Raw genomic sequence first — 17,929 nt, 5'->3', positions numbered from 1 at the left:
CCGCAGAGCGGGTGACAGTCGGTGTGCGGGTCGGCTATATTGTGGTCTGTTTGAATACCATCATAGGGAAGAGAAGATGGAGTGGCTGGATCAGAAAGTGCTGAGACAACTGGCAGATGACATAGGTCACGACATGATGCCGGTCGTCATCTCGGTGTTCGTCGAGGAGGTGGGCGGGCAACTTGCCCAGCTCAGGCCGCTCTTTGATCAGCGGGACTGGACCGCCCTGGCCCGCCTCGCCCACAGCATGAAGTCCTCTTGTGGCAGTTACGGTGCCGAGCCCAGCTATCGGCAAGTGATGGCGCTGGAGCTCGCCTGTCGCCGGGAGGATGTGGAGGAGGCTGGTCGCTTGCTCGAGCAGCTCGAGCACTCCCTGCCGCAGGTGTTTTCCCATCTGGCCAAGTATCACTAGGTCGCACTGGCGGATTAGCCCGCCTTGTCACGCTCTGCGTACCAGCTCAGTATCACCTCGTCCAGCGCCTGTCGAAGCTTGAGGCGATCGTGGCGATGGGGCAGGGCCGCCTCACCCAGACTGGCCTGAACCAGGCAATGCTGCAGCTCCGGGGCCCCATGGCCTTCGGGGGCCAGGATGGCATCGATCCGGCCCTGGCCGATCCGCTCTTCCAGCCAGCGATGCTGGTGGGACAGCGTCAGCTTGCCAGCCGGCCCGTTTTCGGCCACCAGATTGCTGATGAAGACGACGATTGCGCCGCTGCCGCGGATCGCTTCTGCGATTTCGCTCAGCAACAGGGGGGGCATGATGGAGGTGAGGAAGCTGCCGGGCCCCAGAATGATCATGTCGGCCTGGCTCAGGGCATCGATCGCCTCGCGGGTGGCGGGCACGACCGGGTTCAGGCTCAGGGCCCGTGGCGGCGTGGTGAGTTGATCGATGGAGACTTCCCCCAGGATCTGATCGCCACAGAGGGTGTGGGCACACAGATCCGTGGGGTGCTCGGACATGGGCAGCAGACTGGGTGCTATGTGCAACATGTCGCTGATGAGCCTGATGGCATCCAGAGGACGGACACAGAGGTTGTCGAGGGCCAGCAGCATCAGGTTGCCGAGGTTGTGGCCCGCCAGCTCGCCGCGACCCGTGAAGCGGTATTCGAACAGCTGGCTGCCGATACCGGGCTCGGTCACCAGCTGATTGAGGCAGTTGCGCAAGTCTCCCCAGGCGATGCACTCCTGGCTCTTGCGCAGGCGTCCGGTGGAGCCGCCATCATCCGTGGTGGTGACTATGCCCGTCAGCCGAGTGCCTAAAAACGAGAGGGAAGAGAGCACCCGACCCATGCCGTGACCACCGCCGATGGCGACGACCCGGTCGAAGTCATTGATATTTTTCTGCCACATGCAGTCATCCTGTGGGAGGCCAGTGCGCATCAGTTTAGTCCGCCTGGCCAGGTAATTGTTTGATAAAGGTATGATTTTTGCTTGATGCCCCGGCATCACATACCACTAGGAGATGGTGTTGAACTTCCTGACGGCTCACTCTCTTGCCGAGACGACCCCGCTGGCCGCCCAACAGATAGCTGAACGGTTGCTCGCTCAATCACCTCATTCCCCGTCGTTGTTGCTGGTCTATTTTACCCAAGCACACGATGCCGCGGTACTGCGCCGTGCACTCAAGGCCCGTTTCCCCCACACCCGGCTCATCGGGTGCAGCTCCTGTGGCGGTATCCTGACCCAGGCTGGCCATCATGGCCGGCTGGGCTGGAGCCTGGCAGTGGCGGCCCTCTATGACGACAAGGGTGCCTACGGCGTGGCCGGTCAGGCAGGGGACGAGCTGGATGTGCGCCAGTTGCTGCGCCGCGCCATCGCCGATGGCGGGCGTCCCGGCGAGTTGCCGCAACTCATACTGCTGCACACCAGCCCCGGGCAGGAAGAGGCGGTGCTGGCGGGCATAGATGCCGAGTTCGGGGCGACGGTTCCCGTCGTCGGCGGCTCGGCGGCGGACGACGGGGTCACCGGCGAGTGGCAGCTGTGCTGGGATGAGGGGGAGGGGCGCCAGGGCTGCGTGGTGGCGGTGCTCTATCCCGATTGCCAGCTGGCCTTCCAGTTTCACTCCGGCTATGTGCCCACCGAACGTCATGGCACCATTACCGCGCTGGATGGCCGCGAGGTGCTGACCATCGACAATGAACCGGCAGCCCGGGTCTATGCCCGCTGGACAGAGCGCCAGGGCCCCTGGCCTGTGGGCCCCATTTTGCGGGAGACGACCCTCTCCCCGCTGGCCCGCCAGGTCGGGACCCTCGATGAGATGCCCTACTACAAGCTCTCCCACCCTGAGGCGGTGACCGAGCGGGAAGGGTTGCGCCTCTTTACCGAAACCCGGTTGGGGGAGCGGCTGCAACTCATGTACAGCAGTCAGGAGGGCCTGCTCCAGCGCAGCCTGAATGCGGTGCGGATCGAACCCGAATATGGCATGGCGGGGAACCTGCAGCCCATAGGCGCTCTGGTGGTGTTCTGCGCGGGCTGCCGTCTGGCGCTGGGAGACGCGCTCAGTGATGTCGTCGGCCATTTCAGCCAACGGCTGGGGGAGATCCCCTTTATCACGCCATTCACCTTTGGCGAGCAGGGGCGATTGCCTCACGGTGAGCTGGCCCATGGCAACCTCATGGTATCGAGCGTAATCTTCCTCGAGAGCTGACAAGGTGCTGGACACAAGATGATAGGCAATAGCGAACTCGAAACCCTGGGCGACAAGCTGCAAACCACGCTGGTGGAGCTGATGCGTTGCCGGGAGCGGGAAGCCAGATACCGCCAGGAGTCGCAGGCCCTGCTGTGCGGGGTGGCGACGCTGGCACAGGCCAAGAGCCTGGAGCAGGTGCTGGACAGCCTCATTCTGGCGCTCAAGCCCTTCATCGGCTTCGAACAGGCTGACGTGGTCGCCTGGGAGAGTGCGCGCGGTAGCACCCATCTGAGTACCCAGTCCGGGGAGGTCGGTCGCACCTGGCCGCTGACGCCGCTCTTCTCCCGCGCCATCGCAGGTGAAACCCTGGTCATCTATGATCCGGCCCAGTTGCCCGAGCTGGCCTCCCTGGCGGGGGCGGCGGGCTGGGCCAGCGTCATGATGACGGGCTTGCAGGCGCCGGGCTTCTCCGGTGTGCTCATCTGTCGGCACAGTGCCGCGGGCACCTTCGATCTCCAGAGCAAAGCGGCGATGCAGCGCTGTCGCCCGCTCATCTCCCAGGCGCTGGTCAACATTGCCTATCGGGCCCGCCTGCAGGAGCAGGTCGACCTCAAGACCCTCGCCTTGCAGGCCAGTGAACAACGCTTTCGCAGCTTTGCCGCCATGGCGTCCGACTGGTTCTGGGAGACGGATCCCGAGCACAGGCTGAGCTATGTCTCTGCCCCCGGCTATCAGGGGGAGGCGCTTGTCCGCCAGGCGGGGCGCAGCCTCTATGACTTTGCTTACGACAAGCAGGATCCCGCCTGGTGCAAGTATCAGCACCAGATAGCTCGCCATCTGCCGGTGCGGGCGATGCGTGCCCAGGTGACGCTGGCGAGTGGCCCCTGCTGGATGGAGATCAATGCCGAGCCTTGCCATGACGCCAACGGCGCCTTCATCGGCTATCGAGGCACGGCGCGGGAGATCGGCAGCCAGATCCGCCGCGAGCAGGAGCTGGCGCGGGCGCGGGATGAGGCCGAGAGTGCCAACCGCGCCAAGTCCCAGTTCCTGGCCATGATGACCCACGAGATCCGCTCCCCCATGAATGCGGTGCTGGGGATGCTGGATCTGCTGCAACATGGCCGGCTCGAGATCCCGCAACAGACCCTGCTCGGCCACGCCACTCACTCTGCCCATCTGCTGCAGACCATCATCGACGATGTGCTCGACTTCTCGAAGATTGAATCCCATACCCTGGCCTTGCACTGCGAACCCTTTCAACCCGCCGAGCTGTGCCGGGCCCTGGTGGAGCCGCTGCAGGCGCAGGCCAGCGCCAAGGGCATAGCGCTGCACTGGCAGCTGGATGAGGAGGTGCCGTCCCAGCTGCAGGGGGACGCCGTCCGCCTGTCCCAGGTGATCGGCAACCTGCTCGGCAATGCGGTGAAATTTACCGCCGCTGGTAGCGTGCGACTCGCGCTGGCGTGGCAGAATGAACGGCTGAGGGTGTCGGTCAGCGACACCGGGATTGGCATATCCCCCGAGGATCAGGCGCTGCTGTTCGAGCCGTTCTATCAGGTCGACAGCTCGGCCAGCCGTCGCTTCTCCGGCTCCGGGCTTGGGCTGGCCATCTGCCGGCGGCTGGTGCAGCTCATGGGAGGCGACATCCGCCTGCAAAGCGCCCCTGGGCAGGGCAGCTGTTTCTGGTTCGAGTTGCCCGGGATGGCCTCACCTTGCGTCGCGTCGACCAACCCCGCCATCGAGGGGGGCTCCATGCTGGATCTGGATGTGCTGGTGGTGGAGGACAGCCCGGTCAATCAGCTGGTGGTGTCGCTCATGCTGCAAAAGCTGGTGTGCCGGGTGAGACTGGCAAGCAATGGCCTGGAGGCGCTGGCACAGGTCGGCGAGCGGCGACCGGATCTCATCCTGATGGATATGCGGATGCCGCAGATGGATGGGCTGGAGGCTACCCGTCGTCTGAGAGCCATGGGATGCGAGGTTCCCATAGTGGCGCTGACGGCCAATGCCATGACGGAGGACAGGGCGCGTTGCCTGGCCCAGGGGATGAACGATTTTCTGGCCAAGCCCATCAGTCTGGCCCGGCTGCGCAGCTGTTTGCTACGCCATTGCCGGCTCCCGTAGCCCGATTTTGGGTAAAAAAAATGGTCAACCTGGTGGTTGACCAATTCTTCAGCAAATACTGAAGAGAGCACGGGATAAATCGGGTTGTACGGTCTTATATGAAAAAGTCGTGCCAACTTTTCATGACCTGTTATTGCGGCTTGCAGCTGTGTTATCTGTTTTTTATGGTGGCTGCTGGTTGCAAAATGCAAATGTCTTATTTCATTGTAAGAATTTACTGTCGTTATTTTCGCGTTTTGCAAACCACTCTTTGACTCACTGTGCGATCAGTCGGCGCAGGAACTGGCGCGCCGCTTCACTGTTTTGTTTGGCAATCAACATCTGTTTTTCATAGATCGGCATGGGCAGGATCTCGAGCCAGCGTTGGCAGAGCCAGGCCGCGTCGTCGAACTGCTTGTCCGGGTAGAGCTCATCCAGTTCCGGATATTGTTCAAATACCTCCTGCAATCTGCTGACCAGCTGCTTGTCGCTGAAGTCCGAGTGCGCACTCGGCCAGTTGGGCAGGGTTTCCACCTGAGCGTGACGCAATCCAGATTCGTCCGTTTCCATTTCATGGATGCAGAAACGTTCCAGACCGAGCACTGTGACCCCGAGCAGGCCATCGTTGAGCGTATAGAAATCAGTCACTTTGACGTGAGTGCCGACCGGCAGGATGCGTCCGCAGGTGCCTGTGCTGGTGGTCTCTTCCATCACGATGCCAAAGCCCCGATCATCGATGAAGGACTCCTTGAGCATCTGCAGGTGGCGAGGCTCGAACAGGCGCAAGGGGAGTTTCCCGCCCGGCAATATGTGTGAGGGCAAGGGGAACAGTGCCAGTTGTTGAAGTTTCATGTTCCATCCTCCGATAAGTTGCATCTGAATATGACAATGCAGTGACTGTGCCAGAGCTCGGGGAAAATGGAGAAATGGCAGGAAAATGATGCCAGTGATTTAAATATCCATTAGTAATCAATCTATTAGGATTTTATTCAATGGAAGAGGCAGGATAACGCAGGAAGGGATTCAGGTGGCTTTGTAGGGGCTCGTACATGCCCCATCTGCAGAATGGGGTAGAGTTCGCATATTGCAAATGATCCCCCTGCAAAATGCGTATCTGCCGTCCATCTTAAGCGGCAGGATCTCTCGGGTGTGATGGCTGAGGCGGCTAGGCGACGGATTCGGCGGGCTGACTGAGCCCTTCCAGCATCAGGGCGGCTATCTCGTCGTACATCTGTGACCAGGCATCAGAGAGCGCTGGCGTGAAATGCTCTCCCAGCCGACGTGCCAGCACCAGGGTCAATGCCTGTTTCAACAGGTCGAACTGGTGTGACTGCACCTTGAATTTTTGATGCCGCCTGCCGAGATCCCGGATGATGAAGCTCAAGGCATCCAGCTGCTCCAGGCTGGTGATCACCGTATTCAGGGTATCCGACACCTTGGCGACCGGCATTCCCGCAGGATCGGGAAAGAGGTTGATCAATTCAGGAGACAGTCGGAACAGCTCCGCATATACCTCCTGGACATAGGTGTTGTTCAGAGCGGTGACCTTGCCCCATGCTCTTTGTACCAGCTCGATCTGTTCGGATGTCATGCCGTGCTCTCCATGTGCCGTTTCCTGAACATAATAATTCATTTGCTCAATAAGATGCGGGAACCGGTGACGTTTTGTGAGGTGGGGGAGGCGGCCAGCAAAAGGCCCCGGGATGGCGGGGCCTTGGCTGACATGAGATGGGGTCCGTAACGGGAGCTTAGTTGCGCTGCTCCAGGTACATGACGGCGGCTTCCACCCGGCTCTGGGCCTCGAGCTTTTTCAGCAGGCTCTTGACGTGCACCTTGACGGTACCTTCCGAGATGTGGAGCACGGAGGCGACCTGCTTGTTGGAGAGGCCCTTGGCAATCTCGCGCATGATCTGCATCTCCCGGCGGGTCAAGCTTTCCAGCTTCTGCTGCAGGTGATCCAGCTCGTAGATGTTCTCGAGGTAGGGGCGCAGCGGCTCGCTCAGGATCTGCTTGCCGGTCATGACATCGGCCAGCTGGCCCAGCAGCATGTCGGGCTCGGTGTCCTTGAGCAGGTAGCCATCGGCACCGGCCTTGAGCAGGGCAACCACGTCCTGGCGGGCGTCGGAGACGGTCAGGATCACGACCCGGGAGGTGACCTCTTCGGCGCGCAGGGCCTTGAGGGTATCGAGGCCGGACAAGCCCTTCATGTTGAGATCGAGCAGGATAAGGTCCGGCTCCGACTCCTTGGCCATGGCCACGGCGTCAGTGCCGTTAGAAGCCTCGCCTATCACTTCGATGTTATCTTCCAGCTCCAGCAGTTGCACAATGCCTTTGCGCATCAGGGGATGGTCATCTACGACCAGAACACTATATTTCATCTCGTCCATCAGGCGTCTCTTGTTAGGCTGGTGGGAAAGGTCAGGTGTACACGGGTGCCCCCGGAGGGCGGTTCACTGATGGTCAACTGACCGTGCAACTTGCTGGCACGCTCGTTCATGATGCTGAGACCGTAGTGATTCACCGCAGAGCTTGCGCCCCCTATTCCGACACCATCATCTGCAATCTGAACCTGGATGTTACCATCAGCCAGGGTCTCACAGCTAACGTCAATGCGCTGGGCGCAGGCATGTTTGATGGCATTGAGCACTGCCTCACGGATCAACTGCAGGATGTGAATGTGTTGCCCCGCCTCGAGATCTGTATCGGTCAGCCCGTATTGGAGCCTGATCTCGGCCCGGGTCTGGGGCTTGAGCTGCTCCAGCATGACGCCTATGGCTTCGCCGAGGTTGGCGTCACCGATGCTGAGGCGGAAGGTGCCGAGCAGCTCGCGCAGCTGGGTATAGGCATTGCTGAGCCCCTCGTCGATCTGCTGCATGGCGGCCTCGGCCTTGCCATTATCCCCCTTGGTGACGGAACGCTTGAGCAGGGTGGACTGGATCTTGAGGTAGGAGAGCGCCTGCGCCAGCGAGTCGTGCAGCTCGCGGGCGATGACGGCCCGCTCCTCCATCAAGAGCAGGCGCTGGTGTTGCAGCAGGGTTTGATCCTTGTGCAGCACCTGGGCCAGCAACATGGAGAAGTTCTTCATCAGCCGCTCGTCTATGGGGTGTTCGCTTATCATGTCGAGCCGGCCGTACTCCTCATCATCCATCTGCAGATAGAAGCTCACCACGGCCTCCAGATCGCCTGGCCAGCCCTTGCGCCCGGTGATGTAGACCGGCATGGCATTGTGCTCGAAGCGGGTCAGCCGGATATGGTCGATGTGCTGGTGGGCGGCGGCCCGCTCCAGCAATTTTTGCAGGGTGCGCCGGCTCAGCGGCGCCGCATGCAGCTTCTGGGCGGTGGAGTAGAGGAAGGAGAGGGTGTCGTTGGCCTGCTGCAGCTTGGCGGTTTTCTCTTCCACCTTGCTCTCCAGCTCTCTATAGAGCTTGCCGAGCTCGTCCGCCATGGTGGCGAAGGCGCCGGACAGTTCCCCCAATTCGTTTTCGCAGTGGGGGGGCAGGGTCAGGTCGAACTCCTGGCGCTGGATCTGGCGGGCGCAATGGACCAGCTGATTGAGGGGGGCCACCACCTGCTGGCGGGTGAAACGCACCGTGAACCAGGCGATGGTGATGATGGAGAGCAAGCCCAGCCCCTCCGCCAGGGCCAGCATGCGCACCTTGAACTCCACGTGATACTGCATCTGGTTGACGAAGTCATCGATGGCGGCGACGAACTGTTCCGTGTTGTCGGTGTAGCGGCTGGGGGTGGCGTTCTCGATGTGCTCGCGCATCATCTGCCATTGCAGCAGCACCTCACCATAGGTGCGGCGCAGAGAGGCGGGGGTGATCCAGCGCTGGGTCTCCTGCAACTCGGAGGCGTGCAGTGTCTGCTCGAACTGGTCGAGTCGGCCGAGGACGGCCTGATCCTTCTCGATTTCGTAGGCCATGCGATAGGCCTGCATCCGCAATGATCCCGACAGGTTGATCGCCTTGGCATCGGGTACCGAATAGAAGAGGGTGACCATGGCCACCACGGCGATCAGGCTGGCCATGAACAGGATCAGCACCATGGAGCGGCCGATGGCGCTGCTGACCGAGTGTACTTTGAACCACTTTCCCATGCCGATTGGCTTCCTTCAGATCAGACAAAGACCCCACAAAGTAGCATGGGAGTGTACTCCAACTTGTGCTAGCATCGAAAAACTAGATGAACTCCGAGCGTTTTTGCCTAAGTCATTGAGATAGGGGGAAAACGCCGTCAGCCGTCGTTCGAGCTGAAAGGGTCAGGAAAGAAATGCCCTGGCCTCCCGTATTTGGAAAGGTGTTTATGTTGCCACTTGAAGATGGTTTTTCCCGTCGCTTTTACTATTTGCGCCTGTCGATTACCGACGTGTGCAATTTCCGTTGTACCTACTGTTTGCCGGACGGTTATCGCCCCCCGGATGGGAACAAGGAGGGGCGCAAGTCGTTTCTCTCCCTGGAGGAGATCCGCCGCATCGTCTCTGGCTTCGCCGCCATGGGCACCCGCAAGGTGCGCCTGACCGGGGGGGAGCCCTCCCTGCGCCGTGACTTCACCGCCATCATAGAGACGGTGGCCAATACCCCCGGCATCGAGAAGGTGGCCATGACCACCAATGGCTATCGCTTGAAGGAGCGGGCCCAGGAGTGGTTCGATGCCGGACTCAATGCCCTCAATGTCAGTGTTGACAGCCTGGATCCACGCCAGTTTCACCAGATCACCGGCGAGAACAAGCTGGCGGAGGTGATGGAGGGGATAGAGGCGGCACTGGCCGCCGGCTTCAGGTCGGTGAAGATCAATGCGGTGCTGCTCAAGGGGCTCAACGACCAGCAACTGGATCAGTTTCTGGCCTGGATCAGGCACAAGCCCATCGAGCTGCGCTTCATCGAGCTGATGCAGACCGGGGAGATGGACAGCCTGTTTCGCGACCACCACACCAGCGGCGAGCTCATCAAGGAGCAACTGCTTGGCAATGGCTGGATCCAGCAATTGCGCGCGGTGGACGATGGCCCGGCCCAGGTGTTTATGCATCCTGAGTCAATGGGAGGAGTGGGACTCATCATGCCCTACAGCAAGGACTTCTGCGCCGGTTGCAATCGGCTGCGGGTCTCCTCCGTGGGCAAGCTGCACCTCTGTCTGTTCGGCGACAACGGGGTGGAGTTGCGGGATCTGCTCGGTGACGACAGCCAGCAGGAGGCCCTGCAACAGCGGATCCGTCAGGCACTCACCGGCAAGGCCGCCACCCATCGTCTGCACGAAGGCAATGCCGGCATGACCCCCCATCTCGCCTCCATCGGCGGCTGAGCGCTCGCCGTCAGAGCAAAATAGCCATCGATTAATAAGCAATCCTCACATAGGGGTAATTTACCTTGCCCCTCTGCTGCCTTATTGCGCCAAGGGTTTGATCCAGCGCAATAATCCCCCCTGTTTATCTCCCTGGTGGTATATCGCTGGACTTGTGAGAGTCGCAATATACACCCACGCTTATAATTGGTATTGAAAATGCCAGTCACTGCTTCCGCGCTCGAATTCTGTCCTGTGAAGAGGAATTGATATGCCTGATGGGGTCAATCTGTCACGCCGCAGTCTGTTTCGAGGACGGCTTAGTGCGCCCAAGGCTGGGATTCAGCTGCCCTGGTCCGTCTCCTGGGCCGACTTCGTGGCCGATTGCACCCGGTGTGGCGACTGCCTGACGGCTTGCCCGGAACAGATCCTGATCAAGGGGGATGGCGGCTTCCCGACGGTGGATTTCCAGCGTGGCGAGTGCACCTTCTGTGGCGAGTGCGTCAGCGCCTGCCAGGCGCCGGTGTTCAGGCCGACGACGCAGACACCCTGGGACTATGTGGCCCACATCGAAGCGGGTTGCCTGGCCAGTGCCCAGGTCTTCTGCCAGCGCTGTCAGGACAGCTGCGAGCAGCAGGCCATCCGTTTTTCTCCTCAGCTGGGGCGAGTACCCACCCCCAGCATCCATACCGAGTCGTGCAATGGCTGTGGTGCCTGCGTGGCAGATTGTCCGGTCGGCAGTATCAGGGTGGGCGTCCCCCATCAGGGGTCGTCCACATGAAGCAAGGGATGAGCAAGTTGGAAAACAACCATATGACCCGAGAAGAGTTCCATGTATCCAGCCTGGTGGTACTGACCCAGCCCCCCTTGCGCCACCGGCTCGCAGAGCAGATTGCGGCTCTGGACGGGGCCGAGATCCATGCCGTCAGCGACGAAGGCAAGCTGGTGGTGACCCTGGAAGGGCCCAGCCAGCGTCCCATCATGGCGGCCATCGATGCGATCAATGCCATGCCGGGCGTGCTCTCTGCCGCCCTGATCTACCACCAGTTTGATGAAGTCGAAGCCGAGGGCAAGGAATAGCGCCATTAGGCTTGGGCCGCGAGGTTCGCGATGCCCGAAGAAAGCAATAAAGCGCCATGACGCTGAGCCAGCGCGGCTCGTGACAATGGCTGTCATTGATGTGATTAAGCAATGCGAGGATATGTCATGAAGCTGAGTCGACGCGACTTTATGAAGGCCAATGCGGTGGCGGCAGCCGCTGCCGTGGCCGGAGTCAGTGCCCCCACCCTGGCGGCGAACCTTATTACCAGCACCGACAAGACGGCCATCACCTGGGACAAGGCACCCTGCCGCTTCTGCGGCACCGGCTGCTCCGTGCTGGTGGGCTCCCAGGCCGGGCGTGTCGTGGCGACCCAGGGGGATCCCGATGCACCGGTCAACCGTGGCCTCAACTGCATCAAAGGCTACTTCCTCTCCAAGATCATGTACGGCGAGGATCGCCTGACCCAGCCCATGCTGCGCATGACCAATGGCAAGTTCGACAAGAATGGCGACTTCGCCCCCATCAGCTGGGATCAGGCGTTCGACATCATGGCCGAGAAGTTCAAGGCCACCCTCAAGGAGAAAGGCCCGACCGCGATCGGCATGTTCGGCTCCGGCCAGTGGACAGTGTGGGAAGGCTACGCCGCCGCCAAGCTGATGAAGGCGGGCCTGCGTACCAACAACCTGGATCCCAACGCCCGTCACTGCATGGCCTCCGCCGTGGTCGGTTTCATGCGCACCTTCGGCATGGATGAGCCCATGGGCTGCTATGACGACATCGAGCAGGCCGACGCCTTCGTGCTCTGGGGCTCCAACATGGCCGAGATGCACCCCATCCTCTGGTCGCGGATGTCCGATCGCCGTCTCTCCAACCCGGATGTGCAGGTGCACGTGCTCTCCACCTTCGAGCACCGCAGCTTCGAGCTGGCGGATAACGGCATGGTGTTCACGCCCCAGACCGACTTGGCGATCCTCAACTACATCGCCAACTACATCATCCAGAACGACAAGGTGAACTGGGACTTCGTCAACAAGCACACCCAGTTCCGCAAGGGGGTCACCGACATCGGCTACGGCCTGCGTCCGACCAATCCACTGCAGCAGAAAGCCAAGAACCCGGACAGCGGCGACTCCACCCCCATGAGCTTCGAGGACTTCGCGAAATTCGTGGCGGATTACGACGTCGACTCTGTGGCCAAGCTCTCCGGCGTCTCCAAGGACAAGCTGGAAAAACTGGCCCAGCTTTACGCCGATCCGGACAAGAAGGTGGTCTCCTACTGGACCATGGGCTTCAACCAGCACACCCGTGGCGTCTGGGCGAACAACCTCTGCTACAACATCCACCTGCTGACCGGCAAGATCTCCACCCCGGGCAGCGGTCCCTTCTCCCTGACCGGCCAGCCCTCTGCCTGCGGCACGGCGCGGGAAGTGGGCACCTTCGCCCACCGTCTGCCCGCCGACATGGTGGTCACTGATCCCAAGCACCGCGCCATCGCCGAGAAGATCTGGAAGCTGCCGGAAGGCACCATTCCCGAGCAGGTGGGTTATCACGCCGTGTTGCAAAACCGCATGCTCAAAGACGGCAAGCTCAACGCCTACTGGGTGATGTGCAACAACAACATGCAGGCCGGCCCGAACATGAACGAGGAGGGGCTGCCCGGTTATCGCAACCCGGCCAACTTCATCGTGGTCTCTGACCCTTACCCGACCGTCACGGCGCAAGCGGCTGATCTCATCCTGCCCACCGCCATGTGGGTGGAAAAAGAGGGGGCCTATGGCAACGCCGAGCGCCGCACCCAGTTCTGGCACCAGCAGGTCAAGGCGCCGGAAGGGGCCAAGTCCGACTTGTGGCAGCTGATGGAGTTCGCCAAGCGCTTCACCGTGGAAGAGGTGTGGCCAGCTGAGCTTATCGCCAAGATGCCGGAAGTGAAGGGCAAGACCCTGTTCGAGGTGCTCTATGCCAACGGTCAGGTCAACCAGTTCCCGAAAGAGCAGAGCAAGGGAGCGCTGAACGACGAGGCCGAACACTTCGGCTTCTACGTGCAGAAGGGGCTGTTCGAGGAGTACGCCTCCTTCGGTCGCGGCCATGGTCACGATCTGGCGCCCTTCGATCAGTACCATGAGGCGCGCGGTTTGCGCTGGCCGGTGGTGGACGGCAAGGAGACCCTGTGGCGCTATCGCGAAGGGTTCGACCCCTATGTGAAGGCGGGGGAGGGGGTGCGTTTCTACGGCAAACCCGATGGCAAGGCGGTGATCTTCGCGCTGCCTTACGAGCCGGCCGCCGAGGCACCGGACCAGGAGTACGACATGTGGCTCTCCACCGGCCGCGTGCTGGAACACTGGCACACCGGCACCATGACCCGTCGGGTACCCGAGCTCTATCGCGCCTTCCCGGATGCGGTGCTCTTCATGCACCCGGAAGATGCCAAGGCCCGTGGTGTGCGTCGTGGCGAAGAGGTGATCGTCGCCTCCCGCCGTGGCGAGGTGAAGACCCGCGTCGAGACCCGCGGTCGCAACCGTCCGCCCAAAGGCCTGGTGTTCATGCCCTTCTTCGATGCGAGCCAGCTGGTCAACAAGCTGACCTTGGACGCCACGGATCCGCTCTCGAAAGAGACGGATTACAAGAAGTGCGCCGTCAAGGTCATGAAGGCGTAAGGCGGGGCCGGGGGGATGAGTCGCAGCCGTCGCCAGTTCCTGGCCGACCTTGCCAAGGGGGCCTGCTCCGTGGGCCTGCTTGGGGCAGGGCTCGGCACTGTGGCCCGCCAGCAGGCGCAGGCGGTGCCCGCCCAGGCATTGCGGCCGCCGGCGGCACTGGGGGAGGCTGACTTCCTCGGTGCCTGCGTGCGCTGCGGGCTCTGCGTCGAAGCCTGCCCTTATGACACCCTCAAGCTCTCCCGGCTGCTGGATCCCGTGACCACGGGCACCCCCTATTTCGAGGCGCGCGCCGTCCCCTGCGAGATGTGTGACGACATCCCCTGCGTGGTGGCCTGCCCGAGCGGGGCGCTGGATCAGGGGATGACCGACATCGATCAGGCGCGCATGGGGGTGGCGGTGCTCATCGATCACGAGGCCTGCCTCAACTATCTGGGCCTGCGCTGCGACGTCTGTTACCGGGTCTGCCCCTTGATAGACAAGGCGATCACCCTGGAGCTGCAACGCAATCCGCGCACCGGCAAGCACGCCATGTTTCTGCCCACTGTACACAGCGACATCTGTACTGGCTGCGGCAAGTGCGAGCACGCCTGCGTGCTGGAGACGGCAGCCATCAAGGTGGTGCCCCATGGGCTCGCCAAGGGTGAGCTCGGTCATCACTACCGGCTCGGCTGGGAAGAGAAGGCCAGGGCGGGCAAGTCCCTCATCGGTGAGCGACTCACCCTGCCGACCCGCAAACCGGAGGGGCTATGAGTCGTTATCCGGGGGCCGAGGCCAGCGCCAGGCTGGGCTGGTGGCGCGCCCACCGCTTCCTGCTGCTGCGCCGGCTCAGCCAGTTTGGCGTGCTGGGGCTCTTCCTGCTGGGGCCGCTGGCGGGGGTCTGGATCCTCAAGGGCAACCTCTCCAGCTCGCTGTTGCTGGAGACGGTGCCGCTGAGCGATCCCCTGACCCTGCTGCAGTCGGTGGCGGCGGGCCATTGGCCCATCACCACCCTCTGGCTCGGTGCGGCAATAGTGCTCTTGGGGTACTGGCTGGTCGGGGGGCGGGTGTTCTGCTCCTGGGTCTGCCCGGTCAACCTGGTCACCGATGCCGCCGCCTGGGTCAGGGCCCGGCTTGGGCTCAAGGGCAACGGCCAGTTCAACCGCAATACCCGCTACTGGCTGCTGGCCATGGTGCTGGTGGCGCCCGCCATCACGGGCGTGCTGGTGTGGGAGCTGGTCAATCCGGTCTCTTTGGCCATGCGCGGCCTGCTGTTTGGCATGGGGGCGGGCTGGGGTCTGCTGGTGGCCCTGTTCCTGTTCGACCTCTTGGTGGTGGAGCGGGGCTGGTGTGGTCATCTCTGTCCGGTGGGGGCCTTCTATGCCCTGGTCAATCGGGTCGGGTTTATCAAGATTTCTGCCAGGGGGCGTGAGCGGTGCAGCAACTGCATGGATTGTTATGCGGTCTGCCCGGAGCGTCCCATCCTGCGCGGCCCGGTTCACGGGGCCAGGCGCGGTCACGGGCCCTTGATTGTGGCTCAGGAGTGTACCAACTGCGGCCGTTGCATCGATGTCTGCGCGGAGCAAGTTTTCGAAATCACTACAGGTTTTGCCGTCAAGGCAGAGAAAACGTCGGAGAACAAATAATGAAAAAGCTGATTGGAGCAATGCTGGCCTGCCTGATGGCGGGCTCCTTGATGGCAGCCACCCCCGAGATCACCAACAGCACGGGGGGGATCAAGTCGGAGCGGGGGAGTACGGATCTGGTCACGGAGGCAGATGCGGCCCCCATGAAGAACTATCGCAAGGATGGCGACCTCTACGATCGCCAGTACATGCATCAGCCGCCGCTGATCCCCCACGATACTCGCAACTACGAGGTGGACAACAAGGTCAACAAGTGCCTGGCCTGCCACAGCTTCAAGAACGCCAGCAAGATGAAGGCCCCCAAGATCAGCCCGACGCACTTCGAGACCCGCGACGGCATGACTCTTGGCGAGGTGTCCCCCCGCCGCTACTTCTGCCTGCAGTGCCACGTGCCGCAAGCGGATGCCAAGCCGCTGGTGGAAAATACGTTTAAACCAGTTGAAGCGCTGAACTGAGGAGCCAACTAGATGAAATTACCCGGCTTTATCCAGCGTCTTTGGACCACCTTCAAGTCCCCCTCGAAGGCGGCCCTCTGGGTGCTGCTGCTGATGGGCTTCTTCGGCGGCGTCATCTTCTGGGGCGGTTTCAACACCGCCATGGAAGCTTCCAACACCGAGAAGTTCTGTACCGGCTGCCACGAGATGAAGGACAACGTCTTCGTGGAGTACCGCGACACCATCCACTATGCGAACCGCTCGGGGGTGCGCGCCAGCTGCCCCGATTGCCACGTGCCCCACGAATGGACCTACAAGATCATTCGCAAGGTGCAGGCCTCCAAGGAGCTGTGGGGCATGCTGACCGGCAAGGTGGATACCCGCGAGAAGTTTGAATCCCACCGCCGGGAGATGGCGGAGCGGGAGTGGCAGCGGATGAAAGACACGGATTCGCGCGAGTGCCGCAACTGCCACAACTTCGAGTACATGGACTTCTCCCTGCAAGGGCGGCGGGCGGCCCAGATGCACTCCACCAACCTGGCAAGCGGTCAGAATACCTGCATCGATTGTCACAAGGGCATCGCGCATCAGCTGCCTGACATGAAGGGCGTGGAAGGGTTCTAAGGTGCCGGGCCATCGGAGCGCATAACACCGCTTCGATGGCCTTTGATTTTTATGGGCCTTTTAACCCCCTCAGCCAGACATCTTTTGATAGAATCCCTCCCCGGCAACGCGGCGCCCCTGTCGGCGCACATTCACCGACCGGCATGGCCGGGCGACGCGTCCCCCTCTTCTCCTCTCTTGGTCAATGAATGATTGACAGGATTTGTCCTATGGCATCCAGAAACATGGCACCCAAAAACAGCGAATTCATCCCTCTCAAGATCGCCGTGCTGACGGTCTCCGACAGCCGCACCGCCGCCGACGACAGCTCGGGGGATTATCTGGTATCGGCTTTGACCCAGGCGGGTCATCAGCTCGCGGATCGGGCCCTGTGCGCCGACAACCTGTTCCGGATCCGGGCCCAGGTGAGCCAGTGGATCGTCGACGAGGCGGTGCAGGTGGTGCTGATCAACGGCGGCACCGGTTTCAATGAACAGAACCGGGTGCCGGAGGCTGTGGGGGTGCTGTTCGAGCGCACCGTACAGGGCTTTGGCGAGATGTTCCGCCAGCTCTCCTTCGCCGAGATAAAAGGCTCGGCCATGCAGAGCCGCGCCCTGGCGGGGCTCGCCAATCGCACCCTGATCTGCTGCCTGCCGGGCTCCACCGGCGCCTGCCAGCTCGGCTGGGAGCAGCTCATCCGGGATCAGCTGGACGCCCGCACCAGGCCGTGCAACTTCGTGTCCCATCTGTGATCTCGGGAGTTTCTCTCGATCATCCATCTTATTTTTCGATAGGGGAATAGATGAACCTGACCCATTTAAACCAGAGCGGCGAAGCCCACATGGTAGATGTGACCGACAAGCAGGTCACAGAACGTGAAGCTCGCGCTGAAGCCTTCGTGACCATGGCCCCCGCGACCCTGGCGCTGATCCTCGGCGGTCAGCACCACAAGGGGGACGTGTTCGCCACCGCCCGTATCGCCGGCATCATGGCGGCCAAGAAGACCGCCGATCTCATTCCCCTCTGCCACCCCCTGGCGCTGACCCGGGTGGAGGTAGAGATCGAGGCCCAGCCCGAGCACAATAGGGTCCATATCCGTACCCTCTGCAAGCTTTCGGGCAAGACAGGGGTGGAGATGGAGGCGCTCACCGCAGCGTCCGTGGCGGCGCTGACCATCTACGACATGTGCAAGGCGGTGCAAAAGGACATGGTGATCGAGCAAGTCAGGCTGGTGGAGAAGAAGGGCGGCAAGTCCGGCCACTTCCAGCTGGGCTCCCAGGCAGGAGAGAAGGCATGATCAAGGTACTGTTTTTTGCGCAAGTGCGTGAGCTGGTGGGCTGCGACGAGCTCCGCCTGCCGTGCGACTACACCACTGCAGAGCAACTTCGCGCCGCCTTGTGCGAGCGCGGCGACAAGTGGGCCCTGGCGCTGGAATCGGGCAAGCTGCTGGTGGCGGTCAACCAGACCCTGGTGCCGCTCGAGACGCCTCTTAATGAGGACGATGAAGTCGCCTTCTTCCCCCCCGTGACCGGAGGCTGAGGATGAGCGAGATAACGACAGTGGATCAC

19 protein-coding genes and 1 riboswitch are annotated in these 17,929 nt (G+C 61.7%); of the genes, 14 read left to right on the top strand and 5 right to left on the bottom strand.

Annotation, left to right across the window (positions count from 1 at the left end):
• The first annotated feature begins 76 nt into the window (after window positions 1–76).
• Window positions 77–412 (top strand): Hpt domain-containing protein, encoded by a 336-nt coding sequence (locus WIR04_RS13680; RefSeq protein WP_025326397.1) that lies wholly within the window; start codon window positions 77–79, stop codon window positions 410–412.
• Between the two features lie 14 nt (window positions 413–426).
• Here the strand turns inward: WIR04_RS13680 and WIR04_RS13675 are convergent, their stop codons facing one another.
• Window positions 427–1,350, bottom strand: a complete 924-nt coding sequence (locus WIR04_RS13675) for a uridine diphosphate-N-acetylglucosamine-binding protein YvcK (protein ID WP_338887644.1) — start codon at window positions 1,348–1,350, stop codon at window positions 427–429.
• A gap of 112 nt (window positions 1,351–1,462) precedes the next feature.
• Here WIR04_RS13675 and WIR04_RS13670 point away from each other — a divergent pair, with 112 nt between their 5' ends.
• Window positions 1,463–2,647, top strand: a complete 1,185-nt coding sequence (locus WIR04_RS13670; RefSeq protein ID WP_025326399.1) for an FIST N-terminal domain-containing protein — start codon at window positions 1,463–1,465, stop codon at window positions 2,645–2,647.
• 18 nt (window positions 2,648–2,665) lie between these two features.
• Window positions 2,666–4,747, top strand: a complete 2,082-nt coding sequence (locus WIR04_RS13665) for an ATP-binding protein (protein WP_338887641.1) — start codon at window positions 2,666–2,668, stop codon at window positions 4,745–4,747.
• Between the two features lie 255 nt (window positions 4,748–5,002).
• Here the strand turns inward: WIR04_RS13665 and WIR04_RS13660 are convergent, their stop codons facing one another.
• From WIR04_RS13660 to narQ, 4 genes are all read right to left on the bottom strand, one after another.
• A complete protein-coding gene (locus tag WIR04_RS13660; protein ID WP_025326401.1) occupies window positions 5,003–5,578 on the bottom strand; it encodes an LON peptidase substrate-binding domain-containing protein in 576 nt (191 codons plus the stop codon).
• 313 nt (window positions 5,579–5,891) lie between these two features.
• On the bottom strand, window positions 5,892–6,317 hold the full coding sequence (locus tag WIR04_RS13655; protein WP_025326402.1) for a globin domain-containing protein: 426 nt from the start codon (window positions 6,315–6,317) through the stop codon (window positions 5,892–5,894).
• Window positions 6,318–6,474: 157 nt separating this feature from the next.
• A complete protein-coding gene (gene narL, locus WIR04_RS13650; RefSeq protein ID WP_005325544.1) occupies window positions 6,475–7,113 on the bottom strand; it encodes a two-component system response regulator NarL in 639 nt (212 codons plus the stop codon).
• Complete coding sequence (gene narQ, locus WIR04_RS13645; protein WP_025326403.1) at window positions 7,113–8,825, bottom strand: nitrate/nitrite two-component system sensor histidine kinase NarQ; 1,713 nt, start codon at window positions 8,823–8,825, stop codon at window positions 7,113–7,115. The genes narL and narQ overlap by 1 nt, the downstream gene beginning before the upstream one ends.
• 79 nt (window positions 8,826–8,904) lie before the next feature.
• A riboswitch (molybdenum cofactor riboswitch) is annotated at window positions 8,905–9,044 on the top strand.
• Here narQ and moaA point away from each other — a divergent pair.
• The 11 genes from moaA (at window position 9,032) to moaD (ending at window position 17,900) form a co-directional block, all read left to right on the top strand.
• Complete coding sequence (gene moaA, locus WIR04_RS13640) at window positions 9,032–10,027, top strand: GTP 3',8-cyclase MoaA (protein WP_025326404.1); 996 nt, start codon at window positions 9,032–9,034, stop codon at window positions 10,025–10,027. It overlaps the preceding riboswitch by 13 nt.
• 250 nt (window positions 10,028–10,277) lie before the next feature.
• Window positions 10,278–10,787 (top strand): ferredoxin-type protein NapF, encoded by a 510-nt coding sequence (napF, locus tag WIR04_RS13635; RefSeq protein WP_025326405.1) that lies wholly within the window; start codon window positions 10,278–10,280, stop codon window positions 10,785–10,787.
• Window positions 10,788–10,795: 8 nt separating this feature from the next.
• Window positions 10,796–11,086, top strand: coding sequence for a chaperone NapD (locus tag WIR04_RS13630; RefSeq protein ID WP_256351239.1), 291 nt, complete (start codon window positions 10,796–10,798; stop codon window positions 11,084–11,086).
• Between the two features lie 126 nt (window positions 11,087–11,212).
• A complete protein-coding gene (gene napA / locus WIR04_RS13625; protein WP_338887632.1) occupies window positions 11,213–13,702 on the top strand; it encodes a nitrate reductase catalytic subunit NapA in 2,490 nt (829 codons plus the stop codon).
• Window positions 13,703–13,717: 15 nt separating this feature from the next.
• Window positions 13,718–14,452 (top strand): ferredoxin-type protein NapG, encoded by a 735-nt coding sequence (gene napG / locus WIR04_RS13620; protein WP_338887630.1) that lies wholly within the window; start codon window positions 13,718–13,720, stop codon window positions 14,450–14,452.
• Complete coding sequence (gene napH, locus WIR04_RS13615; RefSeq protein ID WP_262109285.1) at window positions 14,449–15,324, top strand: quinol dehydrogenase ferredoxin subunit NapH; 876 nt, start codon at window positions 14,449–14,451, stop codon at window positions 15,322–15,324. The genes napG and napH overlap by 4 nt, the downstream gene beginning before the upstream one ends.
• A complete protein-coding gene (locus WIR04_RS13610) occupies window positions 15,324–15,779 on the top strand; it encodes a nitrate reductase cytochrome c-type subunit (protein WP_106887336.1) in 456 nt (151 codons plus the stop codon). Before napH ends, WIR04_RS13610 begins: the two co-directional genes overlap by 1 nt.
• Window positions 15,780–15,791: 12 nt before the next feature.
• Window positions 15,792–16,382 carry a cytochrome c3 family protein gene (locus WIR04_RS13605; protein ID WP_025326410.1) on the top strand — a complete coding sequence of 197 codons (591 nt, stop codon included), beginning with the start codon at window positions 15,792–15,794 and terminating at the stop codon, window positions 16,380–16,382.
• Between the two features lie 224 nt (window positions 16,383–16,606).
• The gene (moaB, locus tag WIR04_RS13600) at window positions 16,607–17,113 is read left to right on the top strand and encodes a molybdenum cofactor biosynthesis protein B (RefSeq protein WP_106887335.1); all 507 of its coding nucleotides are present in this window, start codon (window positions 16,607–16,609) and stop codon (window positions 17,111–17,113) included.
• Between the two features lie 50 nt (window positions 17,114–17,163).
• Window positions 17,164–17,658, top strand: a complete 495-nt coding sequence (gene moaC / locus WIR04_RS13595; protein WP_111913679.1) for a cyclic pyranopterin monophosphate synthase MoaC — start codon at window positions 17,164–17,166, stop codon at window positions 17,656–17,658.
• The gene (moaD, locus tag WIR04_RS13590) at window positions 17,655–17,900 is read left to right on the top strand and encodes a molybdopterin synthase sulfur carrier subunit (protein ID WP_338887620.1); all 246 of its coding nucleotides are present in this window, start codon (window positions 17,655–17,657) and stop codon (window positions 17,898–17,900) included. Before moaC ends, moaD begins: the two co-directional genes overlap by 4 nt.
• The last annotated feature ends 29 nt before the right edge of the window (window positions 17,901–17,929 follow it).

It is taken from the genome of Aeromonas rivipollensis (assembly GCF_037811135.1).
Classification (GTDB): domain Bacteria; phylum Pseudomonadota; class Gammaproteobacteria; order Enterobacterales; family Aeromonadaceae; genus Aeromonas; species Aeromonas rivipollensis.
The sequence above is the reverse complement of the archived record's forward strand: the minus strand, read 5'-3'. Positions and strand labels throughout refer to the sequence as shown.